19 protein-coding genes, 1 riboswitch and 1 other annotated feature are annotated in these 19,159 nt (G+C 49.6%); of the genes, 15 read left to right on the forward strand and 4 right to left on the reverse strand.

Translation table 11 applies throughout. The features are described from left to right. Positions 1 to 11: 11 nt before the first annotated feature. The 6 genes from BMW55_RS06495 (at position 12) to BMW55_RS06515 (ending at position 5,237) form a co-directional block, all read left to right on the forward strand. A complete protein-coding gene (locus BMW55_RS06495) occupies positions 12 to 1,340 on the forward strand; it encodes a nucleobase:cation symporter-2 family protein (RefSeq protein WP_089966564.1) in 1,329 nt (442 codons plus the stop codon). 154 nt (positions 1,341 to 1,494) lie between these two features. Then, positions 1,495 to 1,617, forward strand: coding sequence for a hypothetical protein (locus BMW55_RS19810; RefSeq protein ID WP_280139747.1), 123 nt, complete (start codon positions 1,495 to 1,497; stop codon positions 1,615 to 1,617). A gap of 856 nt (positions 1,618 to 2,473) precedes the next feature. Further along, on the forward strand, positions 2,474 to 3,571 hold the full coding sequence (locus BMW55_RS06505) for a M24 family metallopeptidase (RefSeq protein WP_089966972.1): 1,098 nt from the start codon (positions 2,474 to 2,476) through the stop codon (positions 3,569 to 3,571). 166 nt (positions 3,572 to 3,737) lie between these two features. After that, positions 3,738 to 3,881, forward strand: coding sequence for a hypothetical protein (locus BMW55_RS19285; RefSeq protein ID WP_170839777.1), 144 nt, complete (start codon positions 3,738 to 3,740; stop codon positions 3,879 to 3,881). 160 nt (positions 3,882 to 4,041) lie between these two features. After that, positions 4,042 to 4,491: an SACOL1771 family peroxiredoxin gene (locus tag BMW55_RS06510; RefSeq protein WP_089966568.1), complete on the forward strand. Its 450-nt coding sequence runs from the start codon at positions 4,042 to 4,044 to the stop codon at positions 4,489 to 4,491. A 140-nt stretch (positions 4,492 to 4,631) separates the two neighbouring features. Further along, on the forward strand, positions 4,632 to 5,237 hold the full coding sequence (locus tag BMW55_RS06515) for a DedA family protein (RefSeq protein ID WP_089966571.1): 606 nt from the start codon (positions 4,632 to 4,634) through the stop codon (positions 5,235 to 5,237). Here the strand turns inward: BMW55_RS06515 and BMW55_RS06520 are convergent. After that, on the reverse strand, positions 5,234 to 6,481 hold the full coding sequence (locus BMW55_RS06520; RefSeq protein ID WP_170839778.1) for an MFS transporter: 1,248 nt from the start codon (positions 6,479 to 6,481) through the stop codon (positions 5,234 to 5,236). The two genes, BMW55_RS06515 and BMW55_RS06520, sit on opposite strands and share 4 nt — an antisense overlap. A gap of 326 nt (positions 6,482 to 6,807) precedes the next feature. On the opposite strand from BMW55_RS06520, the gene BMW55_RS06525 reads away from it, so the two are divergent. The 7 genes from BMW55_RS06525 to leuS all read left to right on the forward strand — a co-directional run bounded on the left by BMW55_RS06525 (position 6,808) and on the right by leuS (position 13,743). Beyond that, the gene (locus BMW55_RS06525; RefSeq protein ID WP_280139755.1) at positions 6,808 to 7,317 is read left to right on the forward strand and encodes a YqeG family HAD IIIA-type phosphatase; all 510 of its coding nucleotides are present in this window, start codon (positions 6,808 to 6,810) and stop codon (positions 7,315 to 7,317) included. Continuing rightward, on the forward strand, positions 7,314 to 8,423 hold the full coding sequence (gene yqeH / locus BMW55_RS06530) for a ribosome biogenesis GTPase YqeH (RefSeq protein ID WP_089966577.1): 1,110 nt from the start codon (positions 7,314 to 7,316) through the stop codon (positions 8,421 to 8,423). The genes BMW55_RS06525 and yqeH overlap by 4 nt, the downstream gene beginning before the upstream one ends. A gap of 43 nt (positions 8,424 to 8,466) precedes the next feature. Then, positions 8,467 to 9,303: a shikimate dehydrogenase gene (aroE, locus tag BMW55_RS06535; RefSeq protein WP_089966580.1), complete on the forward strand. Its 837-nt coding sequence runs from the start codon at positions 8,467 to 8,469 to the stop codon at positions 9,301 to 9,303. 34 nt (positions 9,304 to 9,337) lie between these two features. Continuing rightward, on the forward strand, positions 9,338 to 9,922 hold the full coding sequence (gene nadD / locus BMW55_RS06540; protein ID WP_244527467.1) for a nicotinate-nucleotide adenylyltransferase: 585 nt from the start codon (positions 9,338 to 9,340) through the stop codon (positions 9,920 to 9,922). Continuing rightward, positions 9,912 to 10,508 carry a bis(5'-nucleosyl)-tetraphosphatase (symmetrical) YqeK gene (yqeK, locus tag BMW55_RS06545; protein WP_089966585.1) on the forward strand — a complete coding sequence of 199 codons (597 nt, stop codon included), beginning with the start codon at positions 9,912 to 9,914 and terminating at the stop codon, positions 10,506 to 10,508. The genes nadD and yqeK overlap by 11 nt, the downstream gene beginning before the upstream one ends. Then, complete coding sequence (rsfS, locus tag BMW55_RS06550) at positions 10,505 to 10,846, forward strand: ribosome silencing factor (protein ID WP_089966587.1); 342 nt, start codon at positions 10,505 to 10,507, stop codon at positions 10,844 to 10,846. Before yqeK ends, rsfS begins: the two co-directional genes overlap by 4 nt. 113 nt (positions 10,847 to 10,959) lie before the next feature. Continuing rightward, positions 10,960 to 11,191: a binding site (T-box leader), on the forward strand. An 89-nt stretch (positions 11,192 to 11,280) separates the two neighbouring features. After that, complete coding sequence (leuS, locus tag BMW55_RS06555; protein ID WP_089966589.1) at positions 11,281 to 13,743, forward strand: leucine--tRNA ligase; 2,463 nt, start codon at positions 11,281 to 11,283, stop codon at positions 13,741 to 13,743. 56 nt (positions 13,744 to 13,799) lie between these two features. Here the strand turns inward: leuS and trhA are convergent, their stop codons facing one another. Together trhA and comER are read right to left on the reverse strand one after the other, a co-directional pair. Then, complete coding sequence (gene trhA, locus BMW55_RS06560; protein ID WP_244527468.1) at positions 13,800 to 14,447, reverse strand: PAQR family membrane homeostasis protein TrhA; 648 nt, start codon at positions 14,445 to 14,447, stop codon at positions 13,800 to 13,802. 349 nt (positions 14,448 to 14,796) lie between these two features. Continuing rightward, complete coding sequence (gene comER / locus BMW55_RS06565; protein WP_089966591.1) at positions 14,797 to 15,621, reverse strand: late competence protein ComER; 825 nt, start codon at positions 15,619 to 15,621, stop codon at positions 14,797 to 14,799. A gap of 104 nt (positions 15,622 to 15,725) precedes the next feature. Here comER and BMW55_RS06570 point away from each other — a divergent pair, with 104 nt between their 5' ends. After that, positions 15,726 to 16,355 carry a helix-hairpin-helix domain-containing protein gene (locus BMW55_RS06570; protein ID WP_170839779.1) on the forward strand — a complete coding sequence of 210 codons (630 nt, stop codon included), beginning with the start codon at positions 15,726 to 15,728 and terminating at the stop codon, positions 16,353 to 16,355. Positions 16,356 to 16,406: 51 nt separating this feature from the next. On the opposite strand, the gene BMW55_RS06575 is transcribed toward BMW55_RS06570, so the two are convergent. After that, positions 16,407 to 17,600, reverse strand: coding sequence for an ornithine--oxo-acid transaminase (locus BMW55_RS06575; protein WP_089966595.1), 1,194 nt, complete (start codon positions 17,598 to 17,600; stop codon positions 16,407 to 16,409). A gap of 199 nt (positions 17,601 to 17,799) precedes the next feature. Then, positions 17,800 to 17,912, forward strand: a riboswitch (SAM riboswitch). A gap of 94 nt (positions 17,913 to 18,006) precedes the next feature. On the opposite strand from BMW55_RS06575, the gene BMW55_RS06580 reads away from it, so the two are divergent. Beyond that, complete coding sequence (locus BMW55_RS06580; protein WP_089966597.1) at positions 18,007 to 19,155, forward strand: aminotransferase class I/II-fold pyridoxal phosphate-dependent enzyme; 1,149 nt, start codon at positions 18,007 to 18,009, stop codon at positions 19,153 to 19,155. Positions 19,156 to 19,159: the final 4 nt, after the last annotated feature.

Raw genomic sequence — 19,159 nt, forward strand, 5'->3', positions numbered from 1 at the left:
GGGCGCGAGGAATGAAATTAAGTATTTGGAAAACGGCTTTTCTGGGTCTGCAGCACGTGCTCGCCATGTATGCGGGGGCCGTGGTCATTCCCTTGATCGTGGGCCCTGCTTTGGGGATGAATCAGGAACAGCTGGCTTATCTCGTCTCCATTGATTTGTTTACATGTGGAATTGCTTCGCTCATTCAAGTGATTGGCGGGCGCCATCTGGGAATCAAACTGCCGGTGATTCTCGGCTGTACATTTACTGCGGTCACGCCGATGATCGCCATCGGAAAAATTGAAGGAGTTGCCGGCATTTATGGGGCTGTGATCGCATCGGGTATCGTGGTGATGGTGGTTGCCCAGTTTTTCGGCAGGATCATGAAATGGTTCCCCCCGGTTGTGATCGGGTCCGTGATTATGACGATCGGTGTCTCCCTGATCCCGGTGGCCATGAATAATGTGGCGGGCGGACAAGGCTCCCCTTCATTCGGCGCGTGGCAAAATTTGTTTCTGGCCGCGCTGACCCTGCTGTCGGTGATCTTCATCAACCGCTTTTTTAACGGATATATCCGCTCGGTTTCGGTGCTCATTTCTCTCTTGATCGGGACGGTTGCCGCTTACTTCATGGGGCTGGTTGATTTGAAAGCGGTGGGGGAAGCTGACTGGTTCCGTCCGGTTCAACCGCTCTATTTTGGGCTTCCGGAATTCCACCTCTCCGCGATTATTACCATGAGTCTTGTGGCCATCGTCAGCATGATTGAATCGACCGGCGTGTATTTGGCCCTGGGGGATATCTGTGACAGGAAAGTTGGTTCCGACGACTTGAAAAAGGGGTTGCGGGCGGAAGGATTAGCCATCGTCATCGGCGGGATTTTTAATGCGTTCCCTTACACGACCTTCTCACAAAATGTCGGACTCGTTGCCTTGAGCAAAGTAAAAACCCGCAAGGTGGTGATTGCGGCCGGATTGATTCTTATCGTGCTGGGTTGCCTGCCCAAGGTGGCCGCCATCACGACGATCATTCCGACGGCAGTGCTTGGCGGGGCCATGATCCCGATGTTTGGGATGGTGATCGCTTACGGGGTGCGCATGCTCTCCAGTGTTGATTTTAAGAGGAATGAAAACTTGTTGATCGTTGCATGTTCAGTCGGAGTAGGATTGGGAGCTGCCGTCGTGCCGGGAGTGTTCAAATCTGTTCCCGATGCTGTTAAACTTCTCGTTGAAAACGGAATTGTACTGGGCAGTTTTACGGCCATCTTCCTCAACTGGCTGCTCAACCACAAAAAAGTGTTGGACCGTTCTTCCGACAGCCAAGAACAGTTGAAGGAAAGGCCGGCGGCTGAACCGGTATTGTAATGGGTGCAATAACCATTTTCTACAGACCTCGGAGCTGTTTCCGGGGCTTTTTTTATTTCCGGCGCTGAAGACATCTGGAGTTGGATTTGATCATCCAGCGTTTGAAATCGGGGGCTTGGTTTCATGCGGTTGAGTCGGAAGGGGAGCAGCCGCGATGGAACCGTTTTCTCGGCTGGTCAAAGGAATCCCCCCGGTAAGGGGAGTCGGGGAAATGGGGCGGGAGGCGAAGACGGGGAAAACCGAATTAAAAAGGGCGTCCGAAGGGGCTCTCTTTTAAGTCGTCGGCGGGCCAAGAGCAAAGATCAGTCTCGGCCAGGGAAGGATGCTCATGTTTTTTCAGTCTGTTCATCTCCTTTAAGCAGTGAAAACAGACTAAATAGTTTTTTCCTTCTATGATCGACCGGGCATCATACTTCGCAGGGAATTTGCCACAATTTTCGCATAAATATCCTTTGTTTCCAGTCATTCCGTTACCTCCTGTTCCGTATTTGTCGCATCGGAAGTTTTCTTGTGTACTATTTTATATATTCTTCATCAATAACGAAATTACCTCTTTTATTTGCATAAAAATTCTAGCAGTTCATGCCTGTTTTGTAAATAATAAGAATGCATGAAAGATCATCCCCTTTTGCAAAATGGAATGGCCAAAAAAAACAAACAGCTTAAAAGAGGGGGCTTGCTTTTTGATCGGTATATCTGATGGGAACTGCCCCGCCCGGTTTGCTTACACGGGCTATTTTTTTCTCATTCCCCGTAATTGCCGCTGTAAAACCTAAATGATGCCGGCTATTCATTCAACCGGGAACAGGTGTCCATCACGGGCAACCAGAACCTTTATGCAGATGGACGGTTGGTCAGTTGTAGTGATGGATGGAATGCGGCCCTTCCCCACATCCTGAAATGCGTGTGGGAATCATTCATTCACTTTTTTGCAGCAGGCTTGTTTTTGTGGGACATGGGGATGAAGTATAATAAAGCAGCGGGTCAAGTTTCCTGGGTTTTTTTGTGAATGTGTGATGTGAACCAGGAGTGTTTCTGTGATTGTGCATCGGGGCGGGCTTAATACCGTCCACCTTCATCTCCGGATTATTCCAGAAACAGACAAGGTTGTATTTTTGAATGGGGGTTTATACATGAAACAAAGATGGGAAAAGCTTTCCGAATGGTTGCGTCAACAGGAGATTGAAGCCGCTTTCATCAATTCCCCGCACAATGTCTTTTATCTGTCCCGTTTTCATTGCCAGCCGCATGAACGGCTGCTCGGCCTGTTTGTATTTCGGGATGCAGAGCCTTTTCTGGTCTGCCCGAAGATGGAAGTGGCCAGTGCCCGAAGTGCGGGTTGGTCTTTTCCGATTCTCGGGTATGATGATGTGCAAAATCCCTGGGAGATGATCGGCGTTGAGCTGAAAAAGCGTTCGATTGGTGCAGATTCCACTATTGCCATCGAAAAAGAGCATCTCTCCTTTTTGCGTGCGGAACAATTGCAGTCGGCAGTGCCTGATGTTCGTTTTGCTTCTGTGGATGAAGCGATGAACCAGCTGCGCCTCATTAAGGATGAAGACGAGATCAAGGTATTGCAAGAAGCGGCTAAATTGGCCGATTACGCGGTTGAAGTAGGAATTTCCGCATTGAAAGAAGGATGTACCGAAATGGAAGTGGTCGCCCGGATCGAATGGGAAATGAAGAAAAAAGGAATCCGTGAAATGTCATTCGCCACCATGGTTTTATTTGGCGAGAAAACCGCCCTGCCACACGGACATCCGGGCTTAAGGGAGTTGAAAGCGGGTGACTTGGTGCTTTTTGATCTCGGTGTAAATTTGGACGGATATTGTTCAGATATCACTCGCACCGTTGCCTTCCGCACGGTAAATGAACAGCAGCGAAAGATTTATGACACGGTGTTGAACGCACAATTAAAAGCGCTTGAAGCTTGTAAGCCCGGAACGCGGATCGGGGATGTGGACAGGACGGCCAGAAAGTTCATCCAAGAAGCAGGTTACGGAGAGTTTTTCCCGCATCGCCTTGGACATGGTTTGGGGATCGATGTCCATGAATATCCTTCACTGAACGAGACGAATGATTCGCTGTTGCAACCGGGAATGGTATTTACCGTCGAACCCGGAATTTACGTACCGGACATTGGGGGAGTACGGATCGAAGATGATGTGTTGGTGACTCAAAAGGGCTGTGAAACGTTGACGCGCTTTCCCAAAGAGTTGCAGGTGGTTTAATCAGACCTGGGAACGGATCGGATAAATGAATCGGGAGTTGCCCCAATCGTTGAAAAAACACCTTCGGGCTAGTGTAAATCCACCTATTCATGATATAAATAAATATATTATTATATTATCTGCAATTAAAAATAATTTGAACATCATTTTCGTTAGGGGGATTCATATGTCCGATCCTAAGAAGACTGGGCAAGGCATCGTCTCCAAAGACATTACTGAGGAAGTAAGGGAGCCTTTGCCGAATGTTTCCAAACCGATGGCCGAGACGGACTCTCAACAAGAGCAGCAAACAGAAGAAGAAACCAAATAATGTAACGCAAAAGAGAGCGCTTTCCGCTCTCTTTTTCTGTCTCATCCTCCCTGATGCGTCTTCAGCCGAATGATTTCATTTCTTATGTCCTTCGATTTCTTCTGATAAAATAATAATAGATCTAAACACGGGTGCATAACCAGAGAAAGTGGGGATCTTTTTGTCACGACATCATTTTTTTATGAAAGCTACCTGGACCGGCGGGAGAAACGGTACAGGCACGATTGATGCCGGTCATTTAAAATCGCAAATATCCATTCCCGCAGTGATGGACGGGCCGGATGTAGGCACCAATCCGGATGAAATGCTCATTGGCGCCGCCGGGACTTGTTATCTGATCACTTTGGCCGCCATTATTGAGCGGCGCCGGCTGCCGGTGATAGAGTTGTCGCTGGAAACGGAAGGAATTGTTCGTGCCGATCCGAAGCTGGTATTTGAAAAAATTATTCACCGCCCGAAGTTAATCGTTCAAACCTCAGCCGGGGAAAAAGAACTGAAGAGCATCAAACAGGCGACGGAACAGGCGGAAAAAACGTGCATGATCTCCAATGCGCTCAGGGGAAACGTTGAGCTGGAAGTGGAAGCGAGCATTCAGTTTCAACAAGCATAGCAGGTAAATATTTTCCAGATGATTTCGGATGATTTTTTTCATCTTCCATCCGGTTCATGCTATACTGGATACTGAATGTTTTTATGCTGTTTCTAATTAAGGGCAGCGTCGTATGACTCAATTCATCAGGGAGTGGGCACATGCTGCAATACGCTTTGGATTTTCTCGAAAAATGCGGAGTCTGGGGGCTATTTGCGGCGACTGCCATCGAAGCTTCTTCGTTGCCGTTTCCCGGAGCGTTGTTCGTACTCGTGTACGGCTATCTTTTTCAGGTGAGCCCGTGGCAGCTCGTATGGATCGGAGCTTTAAATAGTGCCGTGTACACGCTGTTTACCCTGATTCCATACTCCGTCGGCTGTAAAATGGAGCAATTATCGAAGAAAAAGTTTGATGCGAAGAAAATCGAAAAAGCCCAAGCCTGGTTCCATAAATATGGAGAGTGGACGATTGTCTTTTCCCGTCCCACCGGCTTCGGAAACTATATTTCCTATATATCCGGAATCAGCAAAGTAAAGGTAGGGCGTTTTCTCTTTTTTACTTATCTTGGGGTTTTCCCTTGGAATACGTTGCTGTTGTTCGTGGGAAATCTGGGAAGTTTGCATACTGTCCACCGTTTCATGGAAGTTTCGCAACGATTTGGCACGTTCCTTTTCCTGGGGGCCATTCTCATCGCCGTCACCTGGTTTCTTCTGAAAAAGGGCAGACAGAAGCCGGGCAGTGCCAAAAGTATAAACGAGCCTGACTAAGAGGCTCGTTTTTGTTTATAGCCGGCCGGGGAAGGCTGAGGAGCCGGCTCCTTCATTTTGATGGTTAGAGAAATCAGGGCAGCACACCCGCACAACGCAGCGGAAATGAAATAAACGGTTTGCACAGGGAAGAGATCGGCCAGATAACCCATTCCCAAAGCCGCGATGCCAAATACCGCGTAAGTGAGCGTATTGTGCGCGGCAAAAACCTTGGGCATTTGCTCCAGGCTGGTCTCCGTTTGAAAGAGCGTTCGCTGGGCAATTTCCCGTGCTTGATAGGGAGGCCCCATGATCAGGCAGAGAATGAGGGCAATCAGGGGAGTGGTGGTGCCGGCATAGGCAAAAGTTAAAACAGCCATGCTGAAACTGCCGAGAAACAGTGCCTTGATCAGCCGGGCTTCCATCCATTTGGAGAAAGCCATCACCAGAATTCCTCCCAGAATGGCTCCCGCGAAATAGCTTCCGTTAATGAATCCCCACCAGGCGGCAGATTCATGCAGCACCTTGTCCACATAAGCCAGGATGACGGCACCTACCCAGACCGTACCGGCGACATGCTCCAGCAGATCCATCAGGGTGACGCGCTTCAAAACCGGATGGGAAAAAAGCGTTTGCCATCCGTCTTTGATCACTTTCCAATTCTTTGTTTCGGGTTGCGGATTTATGTCCCGTTGGGCGGGGTCGCGGATGAAAAACAGGGACAATGTGGAAACAATGAAAAAAACGACGGTCAACCATAAAACATTCCCGGATCCCCAGGCAGCCGCCAGCATTCCTCCCAGTGACCAGCCAAGCAGCAGCAATGTCTGATCCGTAGTTGAGAGAAGACCATTGGCTTTCACCAACTGCTCCTTCGATACGAGTCTCGGAACCAGGGCATTCCGGGCAGGGGTACTCCAACCGTCAAAAAAAGAGATCGCTGCGATCAACCACCAGATGGATCCGGTCAACTCCGCGGAAGGGACCAGGATGCACAATAAGGTTAAACCGGTAAACAGCAGTGTTTGCCCTGCCTGGGAAATGACCAGCAGCGGCAGAAGTTTAAACCGTTCAAGCAAGAGAGGGGCAATCAGACCGCTGATCAGTTGGGAAAAGAGCCGGACGACAGGGACCAGTGCCCCTAAGGTTGCTGAACCGGTCCATTGGTAGATCAGAGTGACGATCGCTAAAATATACAGTGAATCTCCCAAATTGGCCAGAGATTGTCCGATCCAGAGAAGGCGAAAAGAAAGTGATGGATGCATGTAATTTCCCCTTTGTCCATATTTCATTTTTTTGTTTGTAGGGGCAAGCCATCACATGGGAATCCTGCCTTTCCATTCGTAAAAAATTTATCCAATCTCATTATATCCTATGCTATTAACTAGAGGAACCGATGCCTGCACGGTCGATAATAATAAATGCACTTGAAAAGCGCCTGCTGAACCAACCGACGGTTGAAAAGAAAATCCAAAGTGAACCCGCCAAATACGTTAAAGTCGTATTACAACCTTTTGCAACCGGGAAGGCACTGTGATATATTTATTGCCGATAAGTTTGATACGGACGGGGTGGGCATGTGTTAAAATCAATGATTCCTGACATGTATGCGCAATCGATCTATACGATTGATTTTCATGAGTTGCAGAGGCGCGGGATCAAGTCGGTCATCGTTGACCTGGATAATACATTGGTAGAGTCTACACGCCCGGATGCGACCCCCAGACTGATCGAGTGGTTGGATGAAGTGAAACATATGGGTTTTCAAGTGATAATCGTGTCCAATAATACGAAAACGCGCGTTTCACAGTTTGCTACCCCTTTACAGATTCCGTATATTCACACAGCGAAAAAACCGTTGTCTCAAGCATTTCGCAAAGCATTGCAAATGATGGGCAGCAATAAAGAAGAAACCGTTGTCATCGGTGACCAGCTCTTGACGGATGTGCTTGGCGGCAACCGGATGGGCTTATACACCATTTTGGTGACGCCCGTCTCCAATGTGGATGGCTTTTTTACAAGAATAAACCGGCAAATTGAACGATTGGTTTTTCGCTGGATGGAAAAACGAGGTTTGCTTCGTTGGGAGGAAAATCATTGAGCGAAGAAAGAGAATATGTTTGTCACGGATGCGGAGTGCTGATCCAGACAGAAGATCCCGGTAAGCTGGGATATGTTCCGGAATCGGCGCTCACGCGGGAAGAGGTTCTGTGCCAAAGGTGCTTTCGAATCCGGCACTATGGCGACATCGGCACCGTGGCCCAAGATCCTGACCTGTATTTAAAAAAGCTGAGTGAAATTGCCGATACCAACAGTCTGGTCGTCCAGATTGTGGATCTGTTCGATTTTGCAGGCAGCTGGATTCCCGGGATTCACCGTCATATCGGAAACAACCCGCTTCTCTTGCTGGCCAACAAGATCGATCTTTTTCCGAGGTCTGTCAAATGGGGACGGTTGAGGGAGTGGCTGATGGAAGCAGCCCAAGGCTTGGGGGTAACTCCTGTTGACGTGGTTTTGTGCAGTGCGGCCAAAGGAATCAACATGGACAAGGCCGTCCAGGCCATCGAAAAGCACCGGCAGGGGCGGGATGTCTATATTGTGGGCACGACCAACGCCGGCAAATCCACGTTTATCAACCGGTTGCTGCGCGATTTGGGAGGCGAGGAAAAAGATGTGATTACCACCTCTCCCTATCCCGGCACCACGTTGGACGCGATCCGCATTCCTTTGGACGACGGTAAAGCGATCGTGGATACACCGGGGATTGTGCGCAAAGACCGGATCAGTGAATGGATGAGCCCGAACGATCTCAAAGTCATCGTCCCATCTTCCACGATCCATCCCAAAGTGTATCAATTAAATGACAGGCAAACGCTGTTTTTGGGCGGGCTGGCCCGGTTAGACTTTGTCAGCGGCCCCAGACAGCCCTTTGTCTGCTATGTATCCAACCGCTTGTATGTTCACCGCACGAAACTGGACCATGCGCAGGTTTTCCAGGAAAAACACCACGGCGAACTCTTGGTGCCGCCGGACAAACCGGAAACGTTGCCTCCATGGACAAAGCATGTGATCCACCTGTCGGGAAAGGAAAAAGAAGATGTGGTGATTACAGGCCTTGGCTGGATCTCATGCGGCAAAGAAAAAGCACTTCTTCATGTCTGGGCTCCTGAAGGGATTCGGGTGGTAACACGTCCGGCTATGATTTAAACGCCCATGACGGGCGTTTCAATCTTTAAGGGGAGGAGAAAAAATGATTACCAGCCAGACAGGTTCGCTGGGATTACTCGGGCATCCGGTAGGACATTCCAAATCGCCGGAGATGATGAATGCGGCTCTGAAAGCGATGGAGATGCCTTACATTTATTTGGCGTATGATGTTTCACCGGATGAATTGAAGCAAGCGGTAGAGGGAATGAAGGCATTAAAGTTCCGAGGCTGGAATGTGACGATTCCCCATAAGGTGGCCATCATCCCGCACCTGGATGAACTGGACGATAGTGCCAGGGAAATCGGTGCCGTCAATACGGTTGTTTATCATCAGGGCAGATGGATTGGACACAATACGGACGGCGCCGGATATCTCCGGTCGCTAACGGAAGAGATCGACATCCGGCTGTCCGAGCAGCGGGTAGTGCTTCTCGGAGCAGGGGGGGCCGCCCGCGCGGTCGGCTATGCACTGGCAACAGCGGGCGCCGAAAAGATTACCATTGCCAACCGTACCGTCGAAAAAGCGGAACAACTGGCGGAACACCTTTCCCGATGGACCCGGACGGCTGCCGTTTCGATTACCGACAGCAAAACAGCTGTGGAAGAAGCGACCCTGGTAGTGAATACCACATCCGTGGGCATGTACCCCTGTACAGAAGAAAGCCCGATCCCTGCCGATTGGTTGCATGAAGGGCACATTGTCAGCGACCTGGTTTACCGCCCCCGCCAAACGGCATTCTTGATTGCGGGGCAAGAAAAGGGGGCACAAATTCATACCGGATTGGGAATGCTGATTCATCAGGCGGCCATCGCCTTGGAGCTCTGGATGGGAAAACCGGCGCCCATACCGCTTATGAAACAGGTTTTAGAAATATCTTGAACAGGAAATAGAAACATAGAAAGAGTGAATGGAGATGAAGGTTGGGGTTTTTGGCGGAACATTTGACCCGATTCACCTGGGGCATCTCCTCCTGGCACAGCAAGCGCTGGAAGAAGCTCAGCTTGACCGGGTTTGGTTTATACCGGCTGGCGAGCCGCCGCATAAACTGGACAAACCCATTACACCTGCTCATCATCGGGCCCGCATGGTGGAGCTGGCGATTGAAGGCAACCCGGATTTCTGTTTATCGCGCATTGAACTGGAGAGAAGAGGACCCTCTTATACGATTGATACGCTGGAAGAATTGACCGATAAATACCCAAATTACCAATTTTTTCTGATTGCCGGGGCAGATATGGTGAAAGATTTACCCCATTGGTATAAAATAAAGAAAATCCTACAATATGTCCGAATCATTGGTCTGCAGCGTCCCGGCTTCAGTACGGATGACTTGCCGGCTGAGATGGCGGAGCGGGTCATTTGGATTCGGGAAGCGATTGAAACCAATCTTTCATCCTCTGCAGTCCGGGAAAGGCTCAACAGCGGGAAATCGATCCGCTATCTGGTCCCGGATCCGGTCTGCCGGTATATGAAGGAGCATCGGTTGTATGAATCGTGATGAATTATTGCAAGCTACTAAAAAACAACTGACTCCCGCCAGATGGGAACACACGCTCCGTGTGGCCGACACGGCGGTCCGGCTCGCCAAGCGGGTGAAGATCGATCCGGACCGTGCTGAAATAGCGGCTATCCTGCATGACTACTGTAAGTTTTGGCCGGACAACGAGTTGATTTCCTGGATCAAAACATGCCATCTCCCCCCAGATCTCCTTTCGTATAACAAAGAATTGTGGCATGCTCCCGTCGGCGCTGAAGTGGCCCGGAAAGAATGGGACATCGAAGATGAAGACATTTTAAATGCCATTCGCTATCACACGACTGGACGCCCCCGCATGTCCGAGCTGGAAAAGATCATTTTTTTGGCCGATTACATCGAACCCGGCCGGCGTTTTCCGGGTGTGGACCGGGTGCGGGAGCTTGCCGAAAGCGATTTGGATCAAGCCGTTCTGCAGGCATTGAACAATACCATCATCTTCTTGATCGAACGCGGGCAAAAAGTGTATCCTCTCACTTTGCTTGCGCGAAATGACATGCTGGATCAAGTGAAACGAAATGAAATGCGTTTAAGGGAGGAATCTATTTGAATCTGGTGGAAATCGCTCAGTTAGCAGCCACCGCTGCCGAGGAAAAAAAAGCCCAGGACGTGACCATCCTGGATATCCGCGGGTTATCCGTATTTGCAGATTACTTTGTGATCTGCCACGGAAACTCTCAAACCCAAGTGCAGGCGATTGTGTCAGGGATTAAAGAAAAAGTCCTTGAGTCCAATATCATGCTGCGGGGAATTGAGGGCTACCACGATGCACGTTGGGTATTAATCGATCTCGGTGATGTGGTTGTACATGTTTTCCACAAAGATGAACGTGAGTTCTACGGACTGGAGCGATTATGGGGAGATGCGCGTCAAGTCCGTGTACAGTAGACATGTATACACTCCGTAAAAATTGGGTAAAATGTGTGGATATGAAAAGAATTTTTGGTTAAAAGGGCATTGACACCGGTCAATCCGGCTCTATATAATTTAAGATAAATATTTGACAAGCTAGGATGAGGATCAGTAATTTGTTCACCCAGCACAGAGAGTTGACGGTTTGGTGGAAGTCAATCTGGGCAAGCAAATGAACTCACCTCATCGCTCCAAAGGGGAACCACTTAGTACTCTTTGGCGGCTCATCCCCGTTAACGGATCCAGAGTGAGTGTATGCCGATGGCAGACACTAATTAGGGTGGTACCGCGGGTATGGTTATTTAACCTCTCGTCCCTAGCCAAAAAATGCTGGGGGCGGGAGGTTTTATGATTATATGGGAAGAAAAAACGTAAGCAAGATCTTGCGCAGGTTTGGAGGATGAAGAAAAGTGAAGGAGTACACTCCAAAAGAGATTGAATCCAAATGGCAGGCACACTGGGCCGGGACCCGTTTATATGCGACGGACGAAGATTCGTCGAAACCAAAGTATTACGCGTTGGAACAGTTTCCTTATCCTTCGGGGGACGGCCTTCATATGGGGCATATGCGCGTCTACTCCATTGGTGACGTCATCGCCCGTTTCCGACGGATGAACGGATACAGGGTCTTGCATCCGATGGGAGCGGACGCTTTTGGCTTGCCGGCTGAAAACGCCGCCATCAACCGAGGCGTCAACCCGGGAGAATGGACGTTAAAAAACATGGACCGATTTGTGAAGGAACAGTCCATGATGGGCGTCTCCTATGATTGGGACCGGTATGTCGCCACCTGTTTGCCGGAGTACTACCGCTTTAACCAATGGTTGTTTTTGCTCTTTTACGAGCGGGGGCTGGCTTACCGGAAAAAGGCGTTTGTCAACTGGTGCCCGGATTGCAGCACCGTACTGGCCAATGAGCAGGTGGAAAACGGCCGATGCTGGCGCTGTGATTCCGAAGTAACCAAAAAGGAATTGGAGCAATGGTTTTTGCGCATTACCGACTATGCGGAACGTCTCCTGGAAGGGTTGGACCGTCTGCCCAAGTGGCCGGAAAAAGTGAAAGCCATGCAGAGAAACTGGATCGGCAAAAGCGAGGGGGCTCATGTCAGCTTTTCCATTCCCGAATTGGAGGATGAACGGGTGACCGTCTTTACGACCCGTCCGGATACCCTGTATGGCGTTACCTATATGGTGGTTGCGCCTGAGCATCCACTCGTGCCGCGGCTGATCAAAGGCAAAGAGAACGAATCCGTGATTCTCGAGTTCATTGAACAGATGAAAAAACAAACCGAGATTGAACGCACTTCGACGGATGCAGAAAAAGTGGGCTATCCGACCGGAGCCTATGCCAAACATCCGCTCACCGGAGAGATGATTCCGATCTGGGTGGCCAACTATGTATTGATGGATTACGGCACAGGCGCGGTCATGGGCGTGCCGGCACACGATGAGCGTGATTTCCAGTTCGCGAAGAAATATGATCTGCCGATCAAAGTGGTGATTCAACCGGAAGGCGAACCGCTGGAGGAACCGTTGACGGAGGCTTATACAGAGGATGGAAAGCTGGTCAACTCCGGTCCTTTTAACGGCATGAACAACCGGGAAGCTCTCTCCGCCATCGCCGAACACCTGGCCGAAACCAACCAGGGCGGACCGACGGTCAACTACCGCTTGCGGGATTGGCTCATCTCCCGCCAGCGCTACTGGGGAACTCCGATTCCGATGATCTACTGCGATGCTTGCGGTACGGTTCCGGTTCCCAAGGAAGATCTGCCTGTTCTCTTACCGGAAGATGTCGTCTTCGACGGAAAGAGGAATCCGCTCACCACATCGGAGACCTTTGTTCAAACCACCTGTCCTTCCTGCGGCAGGGAAGCGCGGAGAGAAACGGATACCATGGATACGTTCTTTGACTCTTCGTGGTACTTTATGCGCTATACGGATTCCAAAAACACAGAGGTGCCGTTTGACCCGGAGAAAGTTAACAACTGGTTGCCGGTCGATGAATATATCGGCGGAATCGAACATGCGGTCCTTCATTTGCTCTATTCCCGCTTCTTTACCAAAGTATTGTATGATGCCGGTATGATCGCGGTGGATGAGCCGTTCGCAAGTCTCTTGACCCAGGGGATGGTGCTCAAAGACGGATTTAAGATGTCCAAATCAAAGGGCAATGTTGTCAGCCCGTTGGAGATTGTCGAGAAGTACGGGGCGGACACGGCGCGTTTCTTTATCTTGTTTGCCGCACCGCCGGACCGTGATTTGGATTGGAGCGATGCCGGAGTTGAGGGAAGCTACCGTTTCTTGAACCGGGTATGGCGCTTGATCGCCCAAAATGAATCACTCTTCGGCCAGAAAGCCGACACCGGACGGGAGTTGACCGGAGATGCCCGGGAATTGCGCCGCATCTTGCATCAGACGATCAAGAAAGTGACGCACGAGATCGGAGAGCGAAATCACTTCAACACCGCGATCAGCGCGATTATGGAACTGGTCAATGCCCTGTACGCCTATCCGGAAAACGCTGACCGTTCCATCTTCCGCGAGGCGTTGGAAAAGTTAGTCATATTATTGGCTCCGTTCGTGCCGCACATCACCGAAGAACTCTGGCAAATGATGGGGAAACAGGAGAGCGTGCACAAGGAAGCCTGGCCCGCATTCGACCCGGAGGCTCTCGTGCAAAACGAAGTGGAAATCGCAGTGCAAATCAACGGAAAAGTGAGGGAAAAATTAGTCGTTCCCACCTCCGCTTCCCGTGATGAAGTGGAAAAACAAGCGCTTCAACAAGACAGGATCCGGATGCTGATCGAAGGGAAGACGGTGCGGAAAGTCATTGTCGTACCAGGTAAACTGGTCAATATTGTTGCGAATTAAACTATTGCAAAGGGGTCTGCAACGGTGCGGACCCCTTTACAACATTTTCTTTTGGTTCAAAGCGGCATGATATAGTGAAAAATCATGAAGAAGTGAAGCAATGTTCCCAGTGAGACAAAGATGTGGAATACTTCATGAAAACCGAATTTGTTGGGGATCAAATCCAATATTTTCGTGGCATATATAATTCCCCCAATGGTATATGCGACACCACCTGCAATCATTAAAATGATGGCTTCAACAGGCAGAGTTTGAACCAGTTTTGCAAACGGGATCACCGCAATCCAACCTAACGCAAGATAAAAGATCGTCGATACGGAGCGGGGAAGATCAATGAACCAGATTTTGATGGCCATTCCGATGAAGGAGAGGAGCCATACCGCAATCAACATCACCCATTTCCAAGCTCCCGCCAGCCCGTAATACAATACAGGCGTGTAGGTTCCGGCGATCAGGATAAAAATGGCCATATGGTCGATCTTTCTCAGTATTAATTCCTTCTCAGGGGTCGTTCGAATCCAATGGTAGAGCGAACTTGCTCCATACAACAAAATGACACTGACCCCGAAGATCGTCATGATGACCAGCTTTGCAGGATTATTCACTGACTCCAGGATCAGAAACACCAGGCCCACGATTCCTGCCAAAAACGGGATAAAGTGAGTCCAGGTGCTTGCGGGCTCCTTCATCTTTAAAAATTTCATCTTTTTGCCTCCAACAGTTCAATCCATCTTTAACATTTATATGTCTAAACATTTTATAAAATCTAAATGAAAGAAGCAAGTGTTTTCCTGAAAAAAAAGGTTCGTACTGGTGTATGAGCAGATTACATCGCAGAGCCTTGAATCGTAGTTCCCATGAATAGTGCCACTGCCGATGCTGGCCAAAAAGAAGGAATCATCGTGAGAGCGTGGAAGCAAAGTGCTGTGCCATGCGCGAATGCGGACTCCCATCGATCCGGAGGGATCGAAAAACGATAAATGATTCTTAAATAAACTTGCAGATGATTGAAAAAATAAATATATCTGGTATAAAATACAAAATATGAAAAACTCAGTCTCTTCGAAGAGACTTCTTTACTTTCTCCACGTCGTCCGCATATTTGTCGTGGGTGATGTGGAACAATTTTTCAAACGCCGGGGATAATTCCCGATCCAACAAGCGGAGGCCTTCCGCCGTAATCCCCCCTGGAACGGCGACGCGTTGCTGCAATGTTTCAAGCGTGTATCCGCCTTCGGTCAACAATTTCCCTACCCCGAGCGCCATCTGGTTTACGAGGGGAACGGCCGTCTCTCTGGGAATGCCTGTTTTCTTCACAGCCGCTTCCACCATCTGCTCGAGAATTTTTGCGAGAAAAGCGGGTGCGCAACTGGCCAGATCCGAAGCGATGCGCGTGTGCTGTTCATCCGTCTTTAACGGTGTGCTGATGGTGGCCAGCAACTGGTGCAACCAGTTTTGTTCCTGCTCGTTCATTCTTGAACCGGGAATATAAAGAGAGGTGCCGCAAAGAATTTGATTGGTGACGCTGGGGATGATTTTGGCCACCTTGCAGGGGAGCCAGTTTTCCAAGTCTTCCAGCATGACCGGGCTGGTGATGGAGAACGCCAGTTGTTCCGGTTGGACACTGTTTTCAATCTCTTCCAGCACGGTCCGGAATTCACCTGGTTTTACGCAGATAAAGAAGCATGCCACTTCGCGGACGAGTTCGATATTCCCTTGAGCTGCGCGCATTCCCGGATACTTCGCGGCCAGTTGATCGGCTTTGCTTTGCGTGCGGTTACTGACGACGATTTCCGAGGGACGGAATGTCTGCGCTCGGATAAATGCTTCCACCAGGGTGCGGCCCATACTCCCGGTTCCGATAAAACCAATCTTCACAGATGATCCCTCCTATGTGCAGTTACGGACAGACATCCTTTTTTTATTCTTACGTGACCGGCTTGACTGATATGAAGCCACTCATAAACAAAAGGGGCGATTTAATGATCCGGGCCGATTGGACTTCCAGAGAGAAGATGCTGGGAATTGGATTAGCTCTTACTATTATTATATTATTCTCCAGCTTTTGGTGGAATGGGAAGGAATCATCTCAACCGGCTCCCCTTGAGCCTTATCAAGCCATGGGAACAGAGAAAAAGAAAGCCGATACAAATTCAGGAGAGAACGTTAAAGCGACAAAAGTGATTGTCGATGTGAAAGGGGCCGTCCGCAAGCCCGGAATTTATGAGCTGGATGCCCATTCCCGGGTTTATATGGCCGTTCAAAAAGCAGGAGGGACCGTACAGTCAGCCGATCTCAACCGGGTAAACCTGGCGGGGCAACTTTCCGACGGGATGGTTGTCTATATCCCGCAGAAAGGGGAAGAGGTTCCTGTGTTCATCCAGGCAAATAAAACGGATGAGACCGGGTCTGCTTCTGAAAAAATAAACGTCAATGCGGCAACCGTACAAGAGTTGGAACAATTGGACGGAATCGGAGCGTCAAAGGCAGAAGCGATTGTTCGTTATCGGGAAGAACACGGGAAATTTCAATCCTTGGATGATTTAACCCGTGTTCCGGGCATTGGGGAAAAGATTCTGGCAAAGTTTCGTGATCAAATTATCGTGCAGTAACTGGAAAAACCCTTTCTGTCCATCCAGAAAGGGTTTTGTTTCCGGTGTAAATTATTTGGAAAGCACCTTACGCACTTTTTCCAAAGCCAGATCCAATTCTTCCTTGGTGATGATGAGCGGTGGCGCAAAGCGAATGGTGTTTTCATGGGTTTCTTTGCAGAGAAGCCCTTCCCGCATCAATGCCTCGCAATAAGGCCGGGCCGGTTCATGAAGCTCCATGCCGATGAACAAGCCTTTACCCCGAACTTCCTTGATGATCGGGTTATCGATTTTACGCAGTTCGTTGATCAAATATTCTCCAAGCTCCCGGGAGCGTTTCGGCAGCTCTTCTTCCATCAGGACGTCGAGTGCAGCGATGGCAACCGCGCAAGCCAGCGGGTTTCCGCCGAAGGTGGAACCATGTGAGCCCGGTTCAAAAACGCCCAGAATTTCTTTGTCAGCCGCCACTGCAGAGATCGGCATGACTCCGCCTCCGAGTGCTTTTCCCATAATAAACATATCCGGTTTCACATCTTCCCAATCGCAAGCGAACGTTTGCCCGGTACGGCCAAATCCGGTTTGAATTTCATCCGCGACGAAGAGGACGTTGTTCTCCTTACATACACGATAAGCTTCTTTCAGGTAACCTTCCGGGGGAACGATCACGCCGGCTTCTCCCTGGATCGGTTCGAGCAGGAATGCGGCAGTGTTGGGAGTGATCGCTTTCTTAAGCGCTTCCACATCGCCGTACGGAATAATCTTAAATCCGGGTGTAAGGGGGCCAAATCCACGTTTGTATTCATCGTTGGAGGACAGGGAAACAGCCGTGATGGTCCGCCCGTGGAAGTTTTCTTCGCAGACGATGATCTCCGCCTGGTTATCGGGAACTTTTTTCACATCATAAGCCCAGCGGCGAACGGCTTTGATCGCGGTTTCGACGGCTTCTGCACCGGTGTTCATGGGCAGAACCATTTCTTTTCCGGTGATGCGGGCCACTTTTTCATAAAAGATTCCCAACTGATCATTATGAAAAGCGCGGGAAGTCAAGGTGACCTTATCGGCTTGTTCTTTCAGAGCCTGAATCAGGCGGGGATGACGATGTCCGTGATTCAGTGCGGAATAAGCGCTCAACATGTCCATATAGCGGTTTCCGTCCGCATCTTCCACCCAGATCCCTTCTGCTTTGGAGATCACGATCGGCAGGGGATGATAGTTCCTTGCCCCATATTTATCGGTAAGTTCAATCAGTGCTTTGTTTCTTGACATGGGCTACCTCCTCTAAAATAAAGAATTTCAAGCCAACATCATCATTGTAAGGGAAGAAAACGGGCAAAATCAATGAAATGCATGCCTACTCAGCCGAGTGCATATTTTTCAATCGGGTTGACGCAGGGATAAAAGCCTAGTATAATCATCCCAAGTGGAATGACCGACCGAAAACTTAAAACTGTGTATGATATTCATTCTCTTATCCAGAGTGGCGGAGGGACTGGCCCTATGAAGCCCGGCAACCTCGATGTGGAGACATGCATCGGATGGTGCCAATTCCTGCAGGAATGTTTTCCTGAGAGATAAGAGAAGATGCTGAACATGAAGGTGCCGGCCTCTTCTCTTATTCAGGAGAAGAGGCTTTTTTCGTATCAATCCAAAGACCGTGGCAGGAGGCTGCATCATGAGAATCGAAACACAACTGGCTCAAGTGGGAACCAAAAAAGAGAAGAAAACGGGAGCTGTCAACTTTCCCGTTTATTTTGCAACCGCTTATGAACATATCGGTGGTGTAAGTACAGGCTACGATTATACCCGAACGGCCAATCCCACCCGCGATATCCTGGAGGAAAGCATTGCCCGGTTGGAAGGAGGAGACGCCGGGTTTGCCTGCAGTTCGGGCATGGCAGCCGTACAAACGGTGATGGGATTGTTTTCCCAAGGGGACCATTTGATTGTTTCCCTCGATCTTTACGGGGGTACATATCGTTTATTTGAACAAGTACTTTCGCGTTACGGGCTCAGTTTTTCCTATGTGGATCTGCGGGACGAAGCAGCGGTTGAGCAAGCGATCCGGACCAACACCAGAGCCATTTTTATCGAAACACCGACCAACCCGCTGATGAGGGTGACCGATCTCAAAGCGGTCTGTCAAATCGCCAAACGACATCAATTATTATCTATCGTTGATAACACCTTTATGACACCCTACCTGCAACGGCCGCTTCAGTGGGGGGCAGACATCATTCTCCACAGCGCCACCAAGTATCTGGGCGGGCATAACGATGTGCTGGCCGGGCTGATCGTCACCAAAGGGGAGGAATTATCGGAACGGGTGGGTTTTATTCACAATTCGATCGGGGCAACACTCGGGCCGCTTGATTCATGGTTGCTGATGAGAGGCATGAAAACACTTGCTTTGCGCATGGAAAAACATCAGGAAAACGCCTGGCAGCTGGCACGGTTTTTGGCAGAACATCCGTTGGTGGATGAGGTGTTCTACCCGGCGCTTGCGGAAAGAGACAGAGAAATACTGACGGAACAGGCGAGAGGTTTTGGCGGGATGCTGTCATTCCGGTTGAAGAAGAAAGAGTTGATTCCGGCTATTCTCCGCAATTTGAAGATTATCACTTTTGCTGAAAGTCTGGGCGGAGTGGAGAGCCTGATGACCTATCCCGCCACACAAACCCATGCCGATATTCCGGAAGAGATTCGCGCGAAGGTGGGGGTTTGTGACCGATTGTTGCGTTTATCGGTTGGCATTGAGCATATAGACGACTTAAAAGAAGATTTGGCTGAAGCTTTTCAGCAGGCAGAGCAGTCAGAAGTCTGAGGAG

It is taken from the genome of Lihuaxuella thermophila (assembly GCF_900110165.1).
Classification (GTDB): Bacteria; Bacillota; Bacilli; order Thermoactinomycetales; family Thermoactinomycetaceae; genus Lihuaxuella; species Lihuaxuella thermophila.